The sequence below is a fragment of the Macrococcus sp. GL_134 genome, assembly GCF_057834705.1.
Genome location: NZ_CM174409.1, coordinates 335,439 through 351,949, shown reverse-complemented (window position 1 = coordinate 351,949; position 16,511 = coordinate 335,439). Strand labels below are relative to the sequence as shown.

The following is a 16,511-nucleotide window of genomic DNA, read 5'->3' as shown; positions in this document are numbered from 1 at the left end:
ACCATTCCTCAATCAACAAATTCTATTCTGTCGTTATCTTTTATCATGTTCTTCAATTTATTTGATAACGTTTCAACATAACTATCTATATCTTGTTCGTTAGATAATGACTGCAAAGGAAGTATTTCATTTCTCTTAACTCTCATGATTTTAGGTGATGTTAAAGGTTCGCCTTTTTCAATCACAGTCGTTCTATCTTTTAATAGTTCTGTCTGTCTCTTTTCTGCTGCGTCAATATCTGCATTAACTAGTCTTTTTACTGTTTTAATATATTCTTGATTTTGAAAGGTTATCCCATCAATCATTGTTACTACATTGCTGTTCTCTATACTCGCTTTATCACTGTGAAATCTTTCTTCAACTATATTTTTCGTTTGATCAGTGACATGATATTGTCCTATTAATAACTTTGCTTCTTGGAAGTTTTGATTGATTATATCAAGGGCAGCTATTTTCTTGTTTTTGAGTATGACCTCAAGTTCATTATCAAAGAACTTCTCTATTTCGGGAATTTCTCTAATTCTGCTATAAGGTATAGGATTAGTAATGATTTCAATTAAACTATTAACTTGTTGATGGATTTCTTCACTATCAAAAGCCCCTTTATTCTGTTCATAGCGTTTTAATAAACTTCTACCATTATCAAAGATTTCCCTCTGATTAGACCCGAAGAAACTTATTACATTCTCAAAGTCTTCCTGCCATTGAGTTAGTTCTTGCTGATTATCTTTAAGTGAAGTGAAGAAGTTGATATTATCAACATCTTTAATAAAAGGCATTAACAATTCCAGGCCTTTATCAATTAAACCTTTACCTGGGTACTGATAGAGGTTATACTCCGCTTCATATCTTTTGATTTCGCTGATTTTCTCTTCAATGAGCTGCTTAATATCCTGATGCAATGTATCTTCTTCACTGCCGACATTTGTTTTATTGAAGACCTCTTTTGTAATCCTTTTAGCTATTCTAATCAGGTTGTCATCAACCATTACTCGCTTTTTAATAATTGCTCTATCAATTTCACTGTTTTTTGTTAATACAGCAATAATCGTTTGCACGTCATTTGCCGGATTCAAATTTTTAGAATTATGACTGATTCTAATCTTCTGATTAACCAATAACTTGATGATAAGAGCGGCAATATCTAATTGCTCCCATCCGTAAGGTATTGAACTGAAGTGATCGTAGACGACTTTTGGTCTTAATTGCATCCGGGATCTTTCAGCATTGTCTATATACTGAATGACCTCATCGAGCGCCGACTGATTTTCATCACCAGCTATATTAAAATCAATAGACTGGTTATAATCTCCAACGATTAAATCTTTTAATTCTACTTCAGTGTTAATAGGTTCTTTAATATAATTTAATTTAGTAAAAACATTTTCAATAAGTTCTTTTAGACCGTTATCTAACTTTTCTTTAACAGTCGATCCTTTTACGGTTACTTGTCGACCATTAATATAAAGATCTGCTTGTTTAATAGCTTCTTCGAGAAGTGATTTGACTCGTCTTCTTCTTTCATTAACTTCTAATTGCTTATTAGATAAGATGCTATTTACTATCTCCGACTGCTGCATTATGTTTTTCTTTTTACGATATTCTTCAATTCTCAATACTTCAGTCATTTCATCTATATAATCATCATTTCCCATCAATCTTAAAATCATTTCACCTGTGCCCTGCGAAAACATCATGAGCTCTTGGGCTGATTTATGATAAAGATCTGATAATGGACTCAGGATGTTCATACCAATTGGAGCTAACTGCTTACCCCTATTCTTTTCATCCATTTTCTGATTAAAAGCAAAGTCATAGTCTTTGTTATAACGATACTTTTTAACTGGATAGAGATCTTCAAATACGTAGTCAGCCAGTTCTCTTTTAACAAGTTCTTCATCGATAGTTATTTGTTTAATCTCTTTATTAATATCTTGTTCATCATCAGTTAAGAATGAATAAATATCGCCGTTCTTCTGAATAAGAGTCTGAGATTCTAGTTTTTTAAGAGATACCTTAATGTTTTCTTTAAGAGCAAGTTTGTCTTCATCTATTTCAGTGACCATTAATGTGGCTATATTTTCAATATTTTCTGGAATTTCTCTGACGTGTTTAATCAGGAATAGAACTTTTAACAAGTTGATATTAAATTCATCGTCAGCTAATTCTGTATTGATTTTCGCATTTTCAATGACCCGTGTCACTGATGGATTCAGGAACTCCTGAATGGTGTCGTAGAATGCATAAAACGGAACGAGAGCTCCCACTGATTTATCTTTTATTTGATACGCTGACTCTTTGAAAGCTGATAACATTGAACGTTCACCTTCAGATAAATGTTTACCTGATGAACCATGGCGCCGCACTTGTTCAAATACTTTCTGTAATAAAGTAAACTGGTAAGGGACAAAAGGATAGACTTCAGCAAAGTCAATATCATCACTATATCCTTTAAAATCTGCAGTACTTTCTTTGAAACTGATGAGGTTTTTTAAAATTGCGCTTTTTTCAGTATAAAGATTTCTTAGTAAGTCATTAGCATATTTATCCTTTTCTAAAATGCGCTTTTTAATAACTTCTCCTACTGAGATAGAAGAAAGTGATAAACGAGTATCAAATCGTCCTTGTATTCTGGAGAAGTCATCTCCTTTTACTTTGACAATAGAATCAATACTCTCCTGAGAAGTCACCATAATCCACACTTTTCCTTCTGCATGCGTACCTAAATCTTCAGTTAGAGTCTGCAGGTTAAGCATAAGATTTCTATTATCTCCAATGTACTGTCCGATTTCATCGATTAGGAAGATAAGATGGAAGTTCGGTCCTTTACTATCAATATATGCTTTAATATCCTTCGCAAATTTCTCAATGCTGATTTCAAAGTTTTCTACACCATTATCAAACCAGTTTTCTGCTGTTTCTTTAGACATATTTGTAGCATAGATAAGTGATTCGATTATATAATCCCGATCAAAGTAGAAAGCACTTCTTCTTTCTTCCCACGATTCCCCTGAAAGTTCTTTAAATCTATTTTTGAAAGTTTCATATTGATGATTATCATCAAGATATTCTTCCATTTTTGCAATGCCTGGTTCATCCCCATAATAGCCACGATGTTCATTAAATACTTTCATGAAAACTTTTAGAATAGCATCTTCTTTAGATTTATTATCCAAGGCACTTTTAGAATCAATATTGAAAAGAATAACTTCAGAATCAATCTTTGAGGCACGTTGCATATTGCCAAATAAAATGGGATCTTTTATTTTGCTTTTAAAATATTCAACAGGCTTTTTATCTTTAACTTCTTTATCATCTAAAAGATATGCGAGTATTTTTAAGAAATGTGATTTACCTGACCCAAAGAAACCACTAATCCAGACCCCCATTTTATCTGTGTGTCCATCAATTCCTTTTAAGTAGTTGTCATAAAACGTTGCTATATGTCGATTCAGTTCTTTTGTAACCACATATTCTTCAAGTTCCTGCTTAATATCTTCTTCACTTGTTTGTGCTACTTTAATGACGCCTCTGATATCACGTTCTATATCTTTCTCAAACATCTCTTTAATAATCATGATATTTCCCCTTTAATCAACTAGTCTAAATGCTCTATAATAATTATCATCTTTAAATTTCCCGAATAATTCTAATGACTGCCCATTATATTCTCCCGGAAAAAACATCACAACCGGGGTCTTCTCCAGAACTTCCTGTAAGTTATTTAGGATATTGTGTGACCTAACAAATGGGTAGACTTTGCCGACTCCTGTTATAAAAAGGATATCGTTCGTTTCAATGTTTTCTTTAATCTTTGTTAAAAAAATTTCAGGTTTTGCAAATGTAGACATCGCTTTAAAAAGTGCTTCTTTTCCTTGTTTTTCTTCCATCTGAAAAATACGTTCAAAGATCCGTTTCTCTTTCGTGATTTCAATAAGCATTTTATATAAATCAAATTCTTTAATATTTCTTGTGCTACTTGGGTGTGTAAATTCTCGTTTTACGAAGTCAATATGTTCTCTAACAATCAGTTCATCTTCAGCTTTATAATCAAAGATATAAAAGCTAATTTCATTACCAAGTCCTCTTCCAGCTAGGAACTTTTCTTCCTTAAGTTTAGGAATTATCATATCTAGTCTTTCATGTAAATTACTCATCACATAACCCCATTGCAGTGATATATTGTATGTCTTCATTAGCTATGATGTGCTTTATGATTTCTTTTTCTAAATAGACAGGAGATAGCTCTGTACCATTCCTTTTATTTATATAACCAGCATGATAAAGGAGACCTTTAAATATACTTTTTAATCTTTTAATACTTTCATCTGATAGATTAGCTACAAATTCTGTTTGTTCTATTTTATGATTAAAAAACATATTAAAGTCTTTAGTTTCTAATTGAAAATCATTTGTCCTAAATTTTTCGGCAATCACTTCATTCATGAACTCGTGGAATAGTCGCTCTGTTTTAACAATTGCCAATAAGTTAATCATTTTAGAAGTAGATAAATCGGCTTCTAAGAATTTATTTAATAAATAATCGTCCAAAGCATTTGCTCTATCAATTATAGAAGGTAAGAGTCTTTCAGAACTTAGGACTTTTTTTACTTGAAATAAGTTTTCATTAAGGACTTTCTCACGTATTTCTTTATCAGACATACCATTAAGTTTTAAAGGTGCTATTATTTTCAGTTCTCTGTGGAGAAAACTTGCACCGTTTAAACGTGCGGAATATTGCTTTTTATTCATACTATTGACCTCTCAATAAAACATCATTTTTGTTTTCAGTTTACAATCTGTCAACAATATTATAACAATATTAAAGATACATTTAACAAAAATTCGTAAGAAAGATCCTGCTATCATATGCAGGATCTTATTATTTTATATATTTTCTTTCTTCACAAACACTTCATTTCTGATTTCATCAGGTATAATGCCGAATAAATAATTTTCAATCTGTTTCCAGTACCATTTCGTATGCATAACCTGCTTCTTCATAATATTCTGCTCATCAAATTCTTTTGTGAACAAGTATTTCAGCATAGCCATACCGATTTTGTGAGCAGTATACTGATAATTCAAGATATCATTCTTTAATTAGTTCTTTCAATTCCCCTATCTCCTCCGGTCCCACCTGGCAGCATCCTCCGATAACTTTCACACCTTGTTCCTGCCACTCGACTGCCGCTTCTACCAGCGAACTGTCCGTCTGGTCAATCCATCGTTTATTCACTGCGTCATATTTTCTGCCGCCGTTCGGATAGAGGATGAGTGGATGCTTACTGTGCTCCAGAAGATTTTCAAGCGCTGCATCGATGATTTTGACACTCGTGCAGTTGACGCCGAATGCATAGACGTTCTTTATCGTATTAACGACGTTGCATGCTTCTTCAAGCTTTGTCCCGTCAGACAGATGAGCGCTATCTTTCAGCGTAACGGACAGCCAGCATTCGATGTCAGTATAGTCTTCCAGCAGCGTCTTGATTGCCTTGATCTCCTCTATATTCGGGATGGTCTCGAAGGCGAAGACTGTGAGACCTGCTTCTATCAGGATGTCCAGGCGTTCTTTGTGATAATGTATATAGTCCTCCTGGGTCAGCTGATAATCGCCCGTATATTCTGCGCCGTTACCGAGCATCGCGCCGTACGGTCCGAGTGAGCCTGCGACGATGGTCTGATTTGTTGCGGCACGTCTTGCCAGTGTCACTGCCTGCTGCAGGTAGTAAGCTGCATCTTCTCTTTTTAGTCCGATATTCAGGAATGATGGTACAGCTGCCTGATACGTATTGGTCAGAATGATGTCTGCGCCGCTGTCGACAAAGGCTTTATGGACATTGTATACCGCTTCCGGCTGATGCTTGATCAAGTTCGATGACCAGAGCGGATGCTTGACGTCGTAGCCGAACTGCTCGACTGTCGTGCCGAATCCGCCGTCCAGGATAGTCATCGTCTCTTTCAGTTTATCTTGCAGTTTCATGGATTCCGTCTCCTTTCTTCTGTGTGAAGGTGTAGTGAATCAGCCAGACAATGAGGCAGAACGGCAGGCCGATCAGTGTCGCGAGTCGCTGGTTCGGGTCAAAGAGGACACCGATACATGAGACGAGGCACAAGGTGAAGGCTGTGACCGGCAGAATGTAGGTTGAACGCTGCGTGACGCCTTCTGCTTTCAGCTGGTTGATACGTGACAGACAGATGCTCATCCAGACAACGACCACTGCGAAGCCTGCGACTGAAACGAGGACGAGGTAGACCGTCGTCGGCGCGATGACGCTGGATAACAGACTTAACAGCGCACCTGCCAAGCTGATGAGTGTGGCATTGACAGGCATCCCTTTACTGCTCAGTTTCTTCGCGACCGGCAGGATATGGTCCTGTTCTGACAGGCTCCACAGCATCCGGCTCGCAGCATAAAGGCCTGAGTTCGCGGCGGATAACAGGGCCGTCAGAATAATGAAGTTCATGATATCGCCTGCATACGGTACACCGACACTATCCAGAATAGAGACGAACGGACTTTCCAGGAGACTTGCCTTGTCCGTCGGCAGTAGCAGCACCATGATGACAATCGTCCCGATGAATAACAGTGCTAAACGCCAGACAGTCGCGCGAATCGTCTTCGGAATCACTTTCTCAGGATTCTTGGTCTCACCGGCTGCGATTGCAATCAGTTCAGTGCCGCTGAAGGCATAGTTGACCGCCAGCATCGTGATGAAGATACCGAAAAGACCGTTCGGCACATCGAATAACTGCTCTCCTGCAGTGACAGGTTCAAGCGAGGATGGCAGCACCTTGAACAGAATCAGTAAGCCGATCAGAATGAACGCTACAATAGCCAGGACTTTAACGAGTGACAGCCAGAACTCCGCTTCACCGTAAATGCGGCTTGACGTCAGATTGATGGCGATGATAACAGCGATGAAAATCAGGCTGAAGAGCCAGACCGGGAAATCCGGAAACCATTTCTGAAACAATATCCCGCCTGCTGTGATCTCCGAGCCGATTGCGATCGTCCAGCAGAGCCAGTAGCTCCAGGCAACGACATGACCGACGGACGGACTGATATAGATATTGGCATATGTATGAAAGCCGCCGACATCCGGATGCTTGACAGCCAGTGCACCGAGACATTTCATGACCATATAGACGAGCAGTGCACCGACGAGATAACTGACTACTGTGCCGACCGGTCCTGCCTGCTGCAGTGTATAACCTGTACTGAGGAACAGCCCCGTACCGATCACTCCTCCAAAACTCAGCATCATCACATGACGCTGCTCCAATCCTCTTCTGAATTCATTTGACATCTTAATTCCTCCCATAAAAAATACCCCTCTGAAAAAGAGGGGTATCAAAGTATACACTCATATTTCAGGCGAACCTGTTGGATTTAGCACCGTGCATAAGCTGGTTGCTGAGACTTCACAGGGCCAATTCCCTCCGTCTGCTCTTTATAAGTTATTTAATTGTTATACAGCATATCATCTATAGGAAAAGTGGTCAATGGCTATGTTGTCAATTTCTGATCACTGTTTCTTCACTCTGAGCAAACTTCAGTTAGCTGACTCAGTGCACTTGCTCTATTTCGAAAATGCTTTCTTAATTGCTTTCACTGTTGCTTTGTCGACGTATTTATAACCCACGAACGATCCGTTATCGTTATCATATACTAATCCTGTCTGTCCGAAGAAATACACTTCCTCGCTGGCCGATACATATTTGAAATCCGGTTTACCCCAGTATTTCGTCATATCTTTATACTTCAGCATAGTAGACGTCCCGTAATAATCAATATATTTCAGCTTGTAGTCTGCCGTTTTATTGCCGCGCTGTCCTGTGAAATACGCTTCAACCGTGTCATAGTCATCGTCTGTTTCCATGTCAAAGTTCAACGAATAATCGTAGTATTGATACTGACTTCTAACACCTGAATAATCAGTGCCCCACTTCTTCTTAGCAGTTTTGATGGTATTCCCAAGCTTAACGCCTTTGAACGTCATCGTTCCATTCTTCATCGCTTTGATGGTGGTTTTGTTCTTCAGATTAATTTGACCGAGCTGTGCTGCGTCTGCTGGACTTGACCATGCGACTAACATCAATAACGCGAGTAGTACTGCCATGACTTTTTTCATTTGACTATCTCCTTTTGTTTGTGTAGTTTCGTTTGAACGTCTTACTTCTAAACATATAACTATTGAATCCAATACTCCCGATAAACACCAATACTAGTAGCATATATAGTCCCCAGTCAGAGCCCGACCGATAGAACGCTATTAACAAGCCGCTTAAAACTAATAGAAACATCCCCATACCTTGACACAATTTTTTCTTATCATATTGTTGCTGCTTATCTTGACTCATCGTATTATATCCGGCGATCAGTGATGCACCTTTCCCCATCAGGAACATGATTGCAAGCGGAATGAGCAGCAGTAATAATAGGACAAGTACTGGTGTCGGCATGTTAATCCTCCTATTTATTGTATGACATCTTTAGTTTATAACATTTTGAAATAATTTACATCTCTTTTTTTTATATCTTTACACTTTTTTTACACAAGCTAGCGACTAAAACTAGACATCAATTCAATCATTGATTCTTTGTTTTTATCTCTAATGATAAACCAGAAAATTTTAATATAAATTTTCTGGCTTAAGAGTTATTTTACTAAGAAGCTGATTGCCTTATATGTTTTTGTTACTCCAATATCTCGCCGTTACTTTCTATCACTTTCCTATACCAATCGAATGATTTCTTTTTCAGTCGTTTTCGTGTGCCGTTTCCTTGATCGTCTAAATCGACGTATATTAAGCCGTAACGTTTGGACATTTGTCCTGTGCTGTTTGATACAAGATCAATGCAGCCCCATGATGTGTAACCCAACAGTTCAACACCGTCATCTACTGCTTTAATCATTTCTTTCAAGTGTTCTTCCATATACGCAATTCTGTAATCGTCATCAATAGTTCCATCTTCATTCATTGTATCTATAGCACCGAGTCCATTTTCTACAATGAACAATGGTTTCTGGTAGCGGTCATAGATTTGATTCATCGTCACGCGTAGTCCGACCGGGTCGATCTGCCATCCCCATTCTGTCTTTTCAAGATATGGGTTCTCAAGTGATGAGAAGGCATTGCCGTCCTGCGCTGCCTGGTTGACTTCAGGATCAGCACTGACCAATCTGCTGGCGTAATACGAGAAAGAAATGAAGTCGACGGTATATGCCTTCAATATTTCTTGGTCTTCCGCTTCAAATTGTATCTCCACACCCAGCTTGCGGAAGAGTTTCTTCGTATATGTCGGATAATACCCGCGTGACTGGACGTCTGTGAAAAAGTACTGTTCCCGATTCTTATTAATAGCTGCCATGGCGTCATGGGGATGGCAAGTGTTGGCATACACTTCTCCTGATGCAAGCATGCAGCCGATCTGAAAGTCCGGGTTGATGGCTTTTGCCGCTTTTGTTGCCAGACTGCTTGCTACAAGCAGATGATGTGCTGCCTGATACATCACTTGATTTCTGTTCTCCCCCTCTTCGAAGATCAATCCGCCGCCAATGAGTGGAATATGCAGCACCATATTGATTTCGTTATGTGTCAGCCAGTATTTAACGCGTGACTGATAGCGTTCAAATAACACGGTGCAGTATTTGACGTAATGGTCAACCGTTGCCCGGTCGCGCCACCCACCGATAGTTTCTACGAGATGATACGGCGTATCGAAGTGGTTAAGTGTGACGACGGGCTCGATGTTGTATCGTTCCAGTTCATCGAACAACCGATCATAGAACTTCAGCCCTTCTTCGTTCGGTGTTTCTTCTATTCCTTTCGGGAAGATTCTCGGCCATGAGATTGAGAACCGATATGTCTTAAATCCCATCTCTGCAAACAATGCGATATCTTCTTTGTAAGAGTGATACATATCGATTGATGTGTGACTCGGATAATAGTCGAACGTGTCATTGATATGATGCGCCGGGTCAAACAATGGTTTGACACGTTCCTCTGCAGCAGGCAGCTTGTCGACGATGGACAGGCCTTTGCCACCTTCTTGATACGCACCTTCACATTGATTGGCGGCTGTTGCACCACCCCATAAGAAATTCTCTGATAATATAGCCAATCTTTGTTCCTCCTTAAGTCATTTGATAAAAAAGAACATATCTATCATTAGATATGTTCTTCTATGTTACTAGATGATTGATTCTCCGCCTTGTTCTTGTACGACCAATTTCTTATCGTACATTCTGATGAACGGCAGCCATACTAAGAATGATGCGACACCACAAATCAGTGCTACTAGTACTGCAAAGTAATCACCTGCAGTTCCGATGAACGCACCTAAACCGATAGGTGATGGCCATGGTACTTGTGCAATGATAGGTCTGATGAATTCAAATTTAATCGCGAAGTAACCGATTGTTGCGGAAACCATTGGTGCCAAGAAGAACGGAATCGCAAGGAATGGGTTATAGACAATCGGAAGACCGAAGATCAATGGTTCGTTGATATTGAATATCCCTGGTGCAAGTGATGCTTTGCCAAGAATTTTAAGTTGTTCTGATTTTGCAAGGAACGCGATGAAAATACAGAGTCCAAGTGTTGCACCTGAACCGCCCATAATAACAAATGAATTCTGGAATTCCCCGGCAAACGGAATATGTGCACCGTCTAAGTTTGACTGCATGTTGCCGAGGACAATAGGTGTCAGGAATGCAGAAATGATGTTTGCTCCATGAATACCTACAATCCATAACGCATGAATTAAGAAGTAGATGACCATTAAACCAAGCCAGCTGTTCGTTAAGTTAACAACAAAACCGAACGGAACAGCGACTAATTTGAAAATATCTGTGCCTAGTGCTACTAAAACACCATTAATAATGATGACAGCAAATGCGACTAAGAATGCAGGAATCAACGCTGTGAATGAACGCGATACTCCTTCCGGCACTGCTTCAGGCATTTTGATGACCCAGTTTTTCTTAACACATAGACGATAGAGCTGCACTGCGACAAATGCCATAATAATCGCTGTGAAAATCCCTGTTGTACCGAGTCTTGTCACACCGTCTCCCATTTCCCAGCCGTTTATAATTTTTGAATTATCATTGAGGACATTGACTACAGATATCTTGCTGTCTTTAAAGATCAGTTCAGGAATAGCCATGAAAAATGCCATCATTGACAGTAACGCACCGTTCAGTGGATTGACGTTAATACCTTCATCTTCAACGAACGTTTTTGTATATTCATAACCGATGGCAAGACAGAAGTATAATGCAAGAATACCCATCGTTGCCTTGTTCGCCAGCATATATAAGTCACTGATTCTGAAGAACGTATTGTTGAAGAATCCTTCAAGAAATGTGAATGTCTGTGGTAAGACGTTTAATACTAAGAACATCGAACCGACAATTGTAAACGGGATACTCGCCATCCCTGCTGCCATTACAGCACGGACAAATCTAAATGATGCAATTTTCCCCATAGGGCCCATGAGATATTTTTCAAGTAAAGCAAAAAGTCCATGTTGTTGTTCTTCCATTATTATCACTCTTTTCTTTGTTAGATTAGTTTTTCATAATGTTTGATACGATGATACTGTTTGTCATGTTGATTACGAATTTTATTTAGTTTGTGCAGTGTGTACATCACATGCAGTAATCCTGCAAGAAGTATAACAGCGACGATTATCTGATGGGTCAGCGTGGCATTGATAAATGGATAACACCGCTCAAACATACCGGGCACAAGCATCAATACAAGGACAACTACGTTGACTGCACCAAATGCAGTAAATGCACGTCGTGCAGCTGAGGCATCGCTCGTATGATTGCTGAATATTTTGACCTGTTCGTACATAGCCAGCACCGATAATAAGATATTCACCGCCGGCAGCACTGCAAATGCACTATGTGACAATCCTAATGACAGCAGCCAGTAAAGATTACAGAAGAAGAACAGTGCCAGCGTATAACGGACTCCAAGATATCTGTTAAAATACATGGATTTAATACTTGTCTCTTTTTTATTCCTTTCCAGCTCTTTCATGGACGCTGCCATCATGTTGACCACTCCTATTCATTATCGATTCGTCGGTGCAGATGCAGCATTTCCACTGCAACTTCTCTCAGCGTCATTGTTGTCATCAGATGATCCTGTGCATGCACCATAATGATTTCTATCTTGATTTCTACACCCGAAGCATATTGCTGCAGTAATGACGTCTGTGCTTTGTGTGCTTCTGTCAATTCTGTATTCGCTTCTTCAAGCTTCTGTTCTGCTGTCTCAAAGTCACTCGACCGCATCGCCTGAAACGCTTCGTGTACAAGCGTTCTTGATGTTCCACTGTGTAGAATAATTTGAAATGCAACCATCTGTAATTCTTCCTGGTTCATTGTTGACTCCCTCCAAACTAAAACGCTGTTAATAGTATGTCTTTAAAATCTTCAAAATTGGTAACGCCAATCATTCGTTCAGTCATCTGCTTATTGTCGATCAAGTTGACAATCAGACTGACCATATCTTTCATATAGTGATCTTCAAATCGTGAAGGAGAGAGCATAAAGATGACTCTGATGGCACGACGTTCTGCATCATATATGACACCTTCCGGGATAATCGCAACGGCGATGTTGGAATGATCTCCAATGGGTTGTACAGGATGAGGTACAGCGACGTCATCACTGAATACAACAGAACTGAATTCTTCTCTGTAACGCACTTGTCGCAGCATCTGTTCCTTGAACCCTTCACTTTCTCGCACCGCCATGCTGTCCAGCAGCAGATTATATACTTCGTCTTTAGTGACTCGTGTATCGAGATAATGAAATGTCTCTGGACGAAAGTACCGCGTAATGACCTGTTCATTATGTTTATTCCGATAATAGGTCGTCGAATACGCTGCAGTCTGTTCTTTCTTCACATGTAAAAACTGATTGATCTCTGCAATATCCTGTTCATTAAGCAGCACACTGACATGGATGATGGGAACTTTGAATAACTGGGTCGATAGATCAATCGTCGAAATCAAGACATCGATATGACTTAAATCATAGTTCTTAATATCGTAGTAACTGATTACATCAATGATATTGAGATGCAGATGAAATTCCCGCTCTACTCTGATTTTGAGCATTTGCGCACTGCCGTAACCAGTTGCGCAGATCAACAGGACATTCAATTTCTGACGGTCATCGTATTTTTCGATAGCTGCTAAGATATGAAGAGTCAAATATGCCCATTCGCTATCTGTAATGTCATGACCTTCTAGACTCGTCATTTCTTTGAAATATTGTTTCGTCAACTCTAAGTAATTCCCGTAATTCATTTCAATCTCTTCAAGCAGCGGATTTTCAAGTTGAATATCATTTTTAAGCCTAAGCAATAACGGTTTAATATGCGTCGTTATCCCATTAATCAGCTGTAGATCAGTCGACATAGGATAGCCGAAATCTGCTTCAATGGTATGCAGCACGTTCGTCACCTGCTCTTTAAGTGCCGCGTCAGCGTCAGTTCCCTTCTTTGCAGAGCCTTTGCTTAATATATGTAAACCGATATAGACCGATTCATCATCCGGAAACGTAATGTCATAGACTTTGCCGACTCTATCCAGTATGCGTTCAGCTACAATATATTCTTCCTGGTCATTTTGAACAGGTTCAAGTCCCCCGTTTTGAATAGAGTTGCCGTCCACAATCCGCTTGATAGCTAACGCAAGATGCAGTACAAGATTCTGCAGTATATAGTCAGATAACAGAATTTCCGCTTCTCTTGTTTCATCCAGCACAATAATTGACAGCTCTTCAAGATTGATTTCATTTAATATCATCAAGTTGCCGAAATATTTGTTGATGGTCGAATAGAATCCCTTTCCCAGGAAATAATCCATAATCAGATGCCGTTTGTCACGTTCATCTCCTGAAATAGCAATTCCTTTCGCCGGCTTACTGATTATTTTGAGATGATAGCGCTGTAAATCACTCTTCAGGCCATTGATATCCTGATTGATTGTAGAACGACTGACGAATAATTTATCTGCCATATCGTCCACCATTACCCACTGCTGTTCAAATAACAGCTGATTCAAAATGTAATACTGCCGTTCGTTGGCATCGTTCATCGTATCGTGCGTGTCGAATGGCTTGCTGTAATACTGCTTCAGAAAGTTTTCAAACTCAACCTGAAAATTGATTTCAAGCTTGTAGCCATGCCCCTGCTTCGAAATGATCTTAGCACCATTATTGTCAACAGATTCGTGCAGCTGCCCTATATATTTACGGACTGTTCTCTCTGACATTTTCAGCGCTTCAGCTATCTCTCTACTTCTGACATATTGTGATTGATGAACTACCAAATAATTCAATATAGCGATTTCTTTTTTGCTTAACATACGTTTCCTCTTTTCTGCCAAGGAAACTTGCAATTAAATCTCCTGTAAAACTAAGTTTCCTAATTTTTCGACACCCATTGGAATCGGAATATAAGCTTGAGGCGGAATATTAACCACTGGTTTACCTACTTGCTCGCCCATTCCTTTGAAACGATTAAAGTGCATTTTTGTCTGCGGGCTGATCAAGAACAAATCAAAGTCACTCGTTTCAATCATTTTTGCCCCTTCATTTGCTGATACGGCATCAACTTCAATATCTTCACCTTTACCTTTTAAAAATTCTGTTGTCTTTTTAGCCATCAATGATGATGACATTCCTGCTGCGCAGATGATTAATGCTTTTTTCATATTAATATCCTCCTATTGTAAGTTTTCTCCGTTTGAAGCGATAACCTCTTTATACCAGTAAAATGACTTCTTAGGTATCCGTTCTAGCGTACCGTTACCTTCGTTGTCTTTATCGACGTAGATAAAACCATAACGTTTCTTCATTTCACCTGTACTTGCTGACACTAAATCGATACAGCCCCATGGGGTGTACCCCATCAAGTCCACACCATCTTCATCCACTGCTAATATCATTTGTTCAATATGATTTCTTAAATAGTCAATTCTGTAATCATCCTGAACGACACCTTGATCATCCAGTTCATCAATAGCACCAAAACCATTCTCAACAATGAATAACGGCTTGCGGTACATATCTGTGAACCAGTTGAGTGAATACCTCAAACCTTCAGGGTCAATCTGCCAGCCCCAGTCTGATGCTTTAACGTAGTCATTACGGACTAAATCTCTCGTTTCATCATAATCATAATATTCATTAGTTTTTGCGTGTGACGCTGCAAAACTCATATAGTAACTGAAACCAATATAATCAACTGTTCCTTCTTTTAATACAGCAAGATCTGCTTCTGTAATATCTAACTTGAATCCTTTTCTGTCAAAGTACTTAGTCAAGAAAGCAGGATACTCACCGTACACATGAACATCGGTAAAATAGTAACGTTTCTGCATTGCTTTTTGAGCCATTAGAACATCTTTCGGATCCGCAGTAGCTGGATAGATTGGACACATCGCAATCATACAGCCGATTTCAAATTCAGGATTGATCTGTTTACCGATTTTTACAGCTTCTGCACTTGCGACTAACTCATAATGCGCAGCCTGATACATAATCTGTTCGCGATTTTCACCTTTCTCATATTTGACGCCCGAGTTAGTGAATGGTGCAAAATCTTCATGGAAGTTCGCCTGGTTGTTGATTTCATTGAATGTCATCCAATATTTCACTTTGTTTTTGTAACGTTCAAAGACAACTTCTGCGAAACGGACGAAGAAATCAATTAACTTACGATTTCTGAAACCACCGTATTCTGTAACGAGATGATAAGGTAATTCGAAGTGGCTTAATGTCACGACAGGTTCAATCCCCTGACGCAGACATTCATCAAATAAGTCGTCATAGAATTTCAATCCTGCTTCGTTCGGTTCAGTTTCATCACCATTCGGAAAGATCCTTGCCCATGCAATAGATGTTCTGAAACATTTGAAGCCCATTTCTTTGAATAAAGCGATGTCTTCTTTGTAACGATGATAGAAATCAATTGCTTCGTGGTTCGGGTAATACTTTCCATCAACGATGCCGTCTGTAATTTCACGAGGTACACCGTGGCGACCTGCTGTCATCACATCTGCTACGTTAATTCCTTTACCACCTTCGTTGAATCCACCTTCTAATTGATGCGCTGCAACTGCGCCGCCCCACAAAAAATCGTCAGGTAACTTAGCCATTAATATTCCTCCTTATATGTTCTACAATTTTATTGTATACGCTTACATAAGGAAGTAGAATTTATAAAATTACCGTAACGATACGGCAAATTATAGTGAAATAATTAATGAGTATACAATATCATTATAGATTATACAATTTTCTGTAAATTCAGTAAACAAAAAGCACAGGACAAGTCCTGTGCCTTACACTATTTCAAATATGCTCTTTTTATAGCTTTCACTGATGCTTTCATTGTGTATTTGTAACCGAGAAATGCCCCGTTCTTGTCATCGTAGACTAATGCGGCCTGTCCGAAGAACCACCAGCAACGAA

The 16,511-nt window shown here is 39.2% G+C and carries 15 protein-coding genes and 1 riboswitch; all 15 genes read right to left on the bottom strand.

The window, feature by feature from the left end:
- Window positions 1-8: 8 nt before the first annotated feature.
- The 15 genes from brxC to AC3IPL_RS01900 all read right to left on the bottom strand — a co-directional run bounded on the left by brxC (window position 9) and on the right by AC3IPL_RS01900 (window position 16,195).
- Entirely contained in the window at window positions 9-3,578 is a 3,570-nt protein-coding gene (gene brxC / locus AC3IPL_RS01970; protein ID WP_489241376.1) for a BREX system P-loop protein BrxC, read from the bottom strand.
- 12 nt (window positions 3,579-3,590) lie between these two features.
- The gene (locus AC3IPL_RS01965) at window positions 3,591-4,157 is read right to left on the bottom strand and encodes a DUF1788 domain-containing protein (protein ID WP_489241375.1); all 567 of its coding nucleotides are present in this window, start codon (window positions 4,155-4,157) and stop codon (window positions 3,591-3,593) included.
- Complete coding sequence (locus AC3IPL_RS01960; protein WP_489241374.1) at window positions 4,150-4,752, bottom strand: DUF1819 family protein; 603 nt, start codon at window positions 4,750-4,752, stop codon at window positions 4,150-4,152. The genes AC3IPL_RS01965 and AC3IPL_RS01960 overlap by 8 nt, the downstream gene beginning before the upstream one ends.
- Window positions 4,753-4,887: 135 nt before the next feature.
- Complete coding sequence (locus tag AC3IPL_RS01955; protein WP_489241373.1) at window positions 4,888-5,088, bottom strand: hypothetical protein; 201 nt, start codon at window positions 5,086-5,088, stop codon at window positions 4,888-4,890.
- Window positions 5,089-5,092: 4 nt separating this feature from the next.
- Window positions 5,093-5,983, bottom strand: coding sequence for a homocysteine S-methyltransferase (gene mmuM / locus AC3IPL_RS01950; RefSeq protein WP_489241372.1), 891 nt, complete (start codon window positions 5,981-5,983; stop codon window positions 5,093-5,095).
- The gene (locus tag AC3IPL_RS01945; protein ID WP_489241371.1) at window positions 5,967-7,310 is read right to left on the bottom strand and encodes an amino acid permease; all 1,344 of its coding nucleotides are present in this window, start codon (window positions 7,308-7,310) and stop codon (window positions 5,967-5,969) included. The genes mmuM and AC3IPL_RS01945 overlap by 17 nt, the downstream gene beginning before the upstream one ends.
- A gap of 54 nt (window positions 7,311-7,364) precedes the next feature.
- Window positions 7,365-7,463, bottom strand: a riboswitch (SAM riboswitch).
- Between the two features lie 120 nt (window positions 7,464-7,583).
- Window positions 7,584-8,135 carry a hypothetical protein gene (locus AC3IPL_RS01940; RefSeq protein ID WP_489241370.1) on the bottom strand — a complete coding sequence of 184 codons (552 nt, stop codon included), beginning with the start codon at window positions 8,133-8,135 and terminating at the stop codon, window positions 7,584-7,586.
- Between the two features lie 4 nt (window positions 8,136-8,139).
- Window positions 8,140-8,466: a DUF3784 domain-containing protein gene (locus AC3IPL_RS01935; RefSeq protein WP_489241369.1), complete on the bottom strand. Its 327-nt coding sequence runs from the start codon at window positions 8,464-8,466 to the stop codon at window positions 8,140-8,142.
- 235 nt (window positions 8,467-8,701) lie between these two features.
- Window positions 8,702-10,129, bottom strand: a complete 1,428-nt coding sequence (locus AC3IPL_RS01930; protein ID WP_489241368.1) for a 6-phospho-beta-glucosidase — start codon at window positions 10,127-10,129, stop codon at window positions 8,702-8,704.
- A gap of 69 nt (window positions 10,130-10,198) precedes the next feature.
- Window positions 10,199-11,554 carry a PTS cellobiose transporter subunit IIC gene (celB, locus tag AC3IPL_RS01925; RefSeq protein ID WP_489241367.1) on the bottom strand — a complete coding sequence of 452 codons (1,356 nt, stop codon included), beginning with the start codon at window positions 11,552-11,554 and terminating at the stop codon, window positions 10,199-10,201.
- 20 nt (window positions 11,555-11,574) lie between these two features.
- Window positions 11,575-12,075 (bottom strand): hypothetical protein, encoded by a 501-nt coding sequence (locus AC3IPL_RS01920; RefSeq protein WP_489241366.1) that lies wholly within the window; start codon window positions 12,073-12,075, stop codon window positions 11,575-11,577.
- An 11-nt stretch (window positions 12,076-12,086) separates the two neighbouring features.
- A complete protein-coding gene (locus AC3IPL_RS01915) occupies window positions 12,087-12,407 on the bottom strand; it encodes a PTS cellobiose transporter subunit IIA (RefSeq protein WP_489241365.1) in 321 nt (106 codons plus the stop codon).
- Between the two features lie 17 nt (window positions 12,408-12,424).
- Complete coding sequence (locus AC3IPL_RS01910) at window positions 12,425-14,401, bottom strand: BglG family transcription antiterminator (RefSeq protein ID WP_489241364.1); 1,977 nt, start codon at window positions 14,399-14,401, stop codon at window positions 12,425-12,427.
- Window positions 14,402-14,434: 33 nt separating this feature from the next.
- Window positions 14,435-14,749 (bottom strand): PTS cellobiose transporter subunit IIB, encoded by a 315-nt coding sequence (locus AC3IPL_RS01905; RefSeq protein WP_489241363.1) that lies wholly within the window; start codon window positions 14,747-14,749, stop codon window positions 14,435-14,437.
- A gap of 12 nt (window positions 14,750-14,761) precedes the next feature.
- Window positions 14,762-16,195, bottom strand: coding sequence for a 6-phospho-beta-glucosidase (locus AC3IPL_RS01900; protein ID WP_489241362.1), 1,434 nt, complete (start codon window positions 16,193-16,195; stop codon window positions 14,762-14,764).
- Between the last annotated feature and the right edge of the window lie 316 nt (window positions 16,196-16,511).

Bases quoted from the DNA above. Each gene is read 5' to 3' on its own strand.
- AC3IPL_RS01910 (WP_489241364.1), bottom strand. From the start codon at position 14,401: ATGTTAAGCAAAAAAGAAATCGCTATATTGAATTATTTGGTAGTTCAT.
- AC3IPL_RS01915 (WP_489241365.1), bottom strand. From the start codon at position 12,407: ATGAACCAGGAAGAATTACAGATGGTTGCATTTCAAATTATTCTACAC.
- AC3IPL_RS01945 (WP_489241371.1), bottom strand. From the start codon at position 7,310: ATGTCAAATGAATTCAGAAGAGGATTGGAGCAGCGTCATGTGATGATG.
- celB (WP_489241367.1), bottom strand. From the start codon at position 11,554: ATGGAAGAACAACAACATGGACTTTTTGCTTTACTTGAAAAATATCTC.
- AC3IPL_RS01920 (WP_489241366.1), bottom strand. From the start codon at position 12,075: ATGATGGCAGCGTCCATGAAAGAGCTGGAAAGGAATAAAAAAGAGACA.
- AC3IPL_RS01935 (WP_489241369.1), bottom strand. From the start codon at position 8,466: ATGCCGACACCAGTACTTGTCCTATTATTACTGCTGCTCATTCCGCTT.
- AC3IPL_RS01960 (WP_489241374.1), bottom strand. From the start codon at position 4,752: ATGAATAAAAAGCAATATTCCGCACGTTTAAACGGTGCAAGTTTTCTC.
- AC3IPL_RS01900 (WP_489241362.1), bottom strand. From the start codon at position 16,195: ATGGCTAAGTTACCTGACGATTTTTTGTGGGGCGGCGCAGTTGCAGCG.
- AC3IPL_RS01965 (WP_489241375.1), bottom strand. From the start codon at position 4,157: ATGAGTAATTTACATGAAAGACTAGATATGATAATTCCTAAACTTAAG.
- AC3IPL_RS01940 (WP_489241370.1), bottom strand. From the start codon at position 8,135: ATGAAAAAAGTCATGGCAGTACTACTCGCGTTATTGATGTTAGTCGCA.
- AC3IPL_RS01905 (WP_489241363.1), bottom strand. From the start codon at position 14,749: ATGAAAAAAGCATTAATCATCTGCGCAGCAGGAATGTCATCATCATTG.
- brxC (WP_489241376.1), bottom strand. From the start codon at position 3,578: ATGATTATTAAAGAGATGTTTGAGAAAGATATAGAACGTGATATCAGA.
- mmuM (WP_489241372.1), bottom strand. From the start codon at position 5,983: ATGAAACTGCAAGATAAACTGAAAGAGACGATGACTATCCTGGACGGC.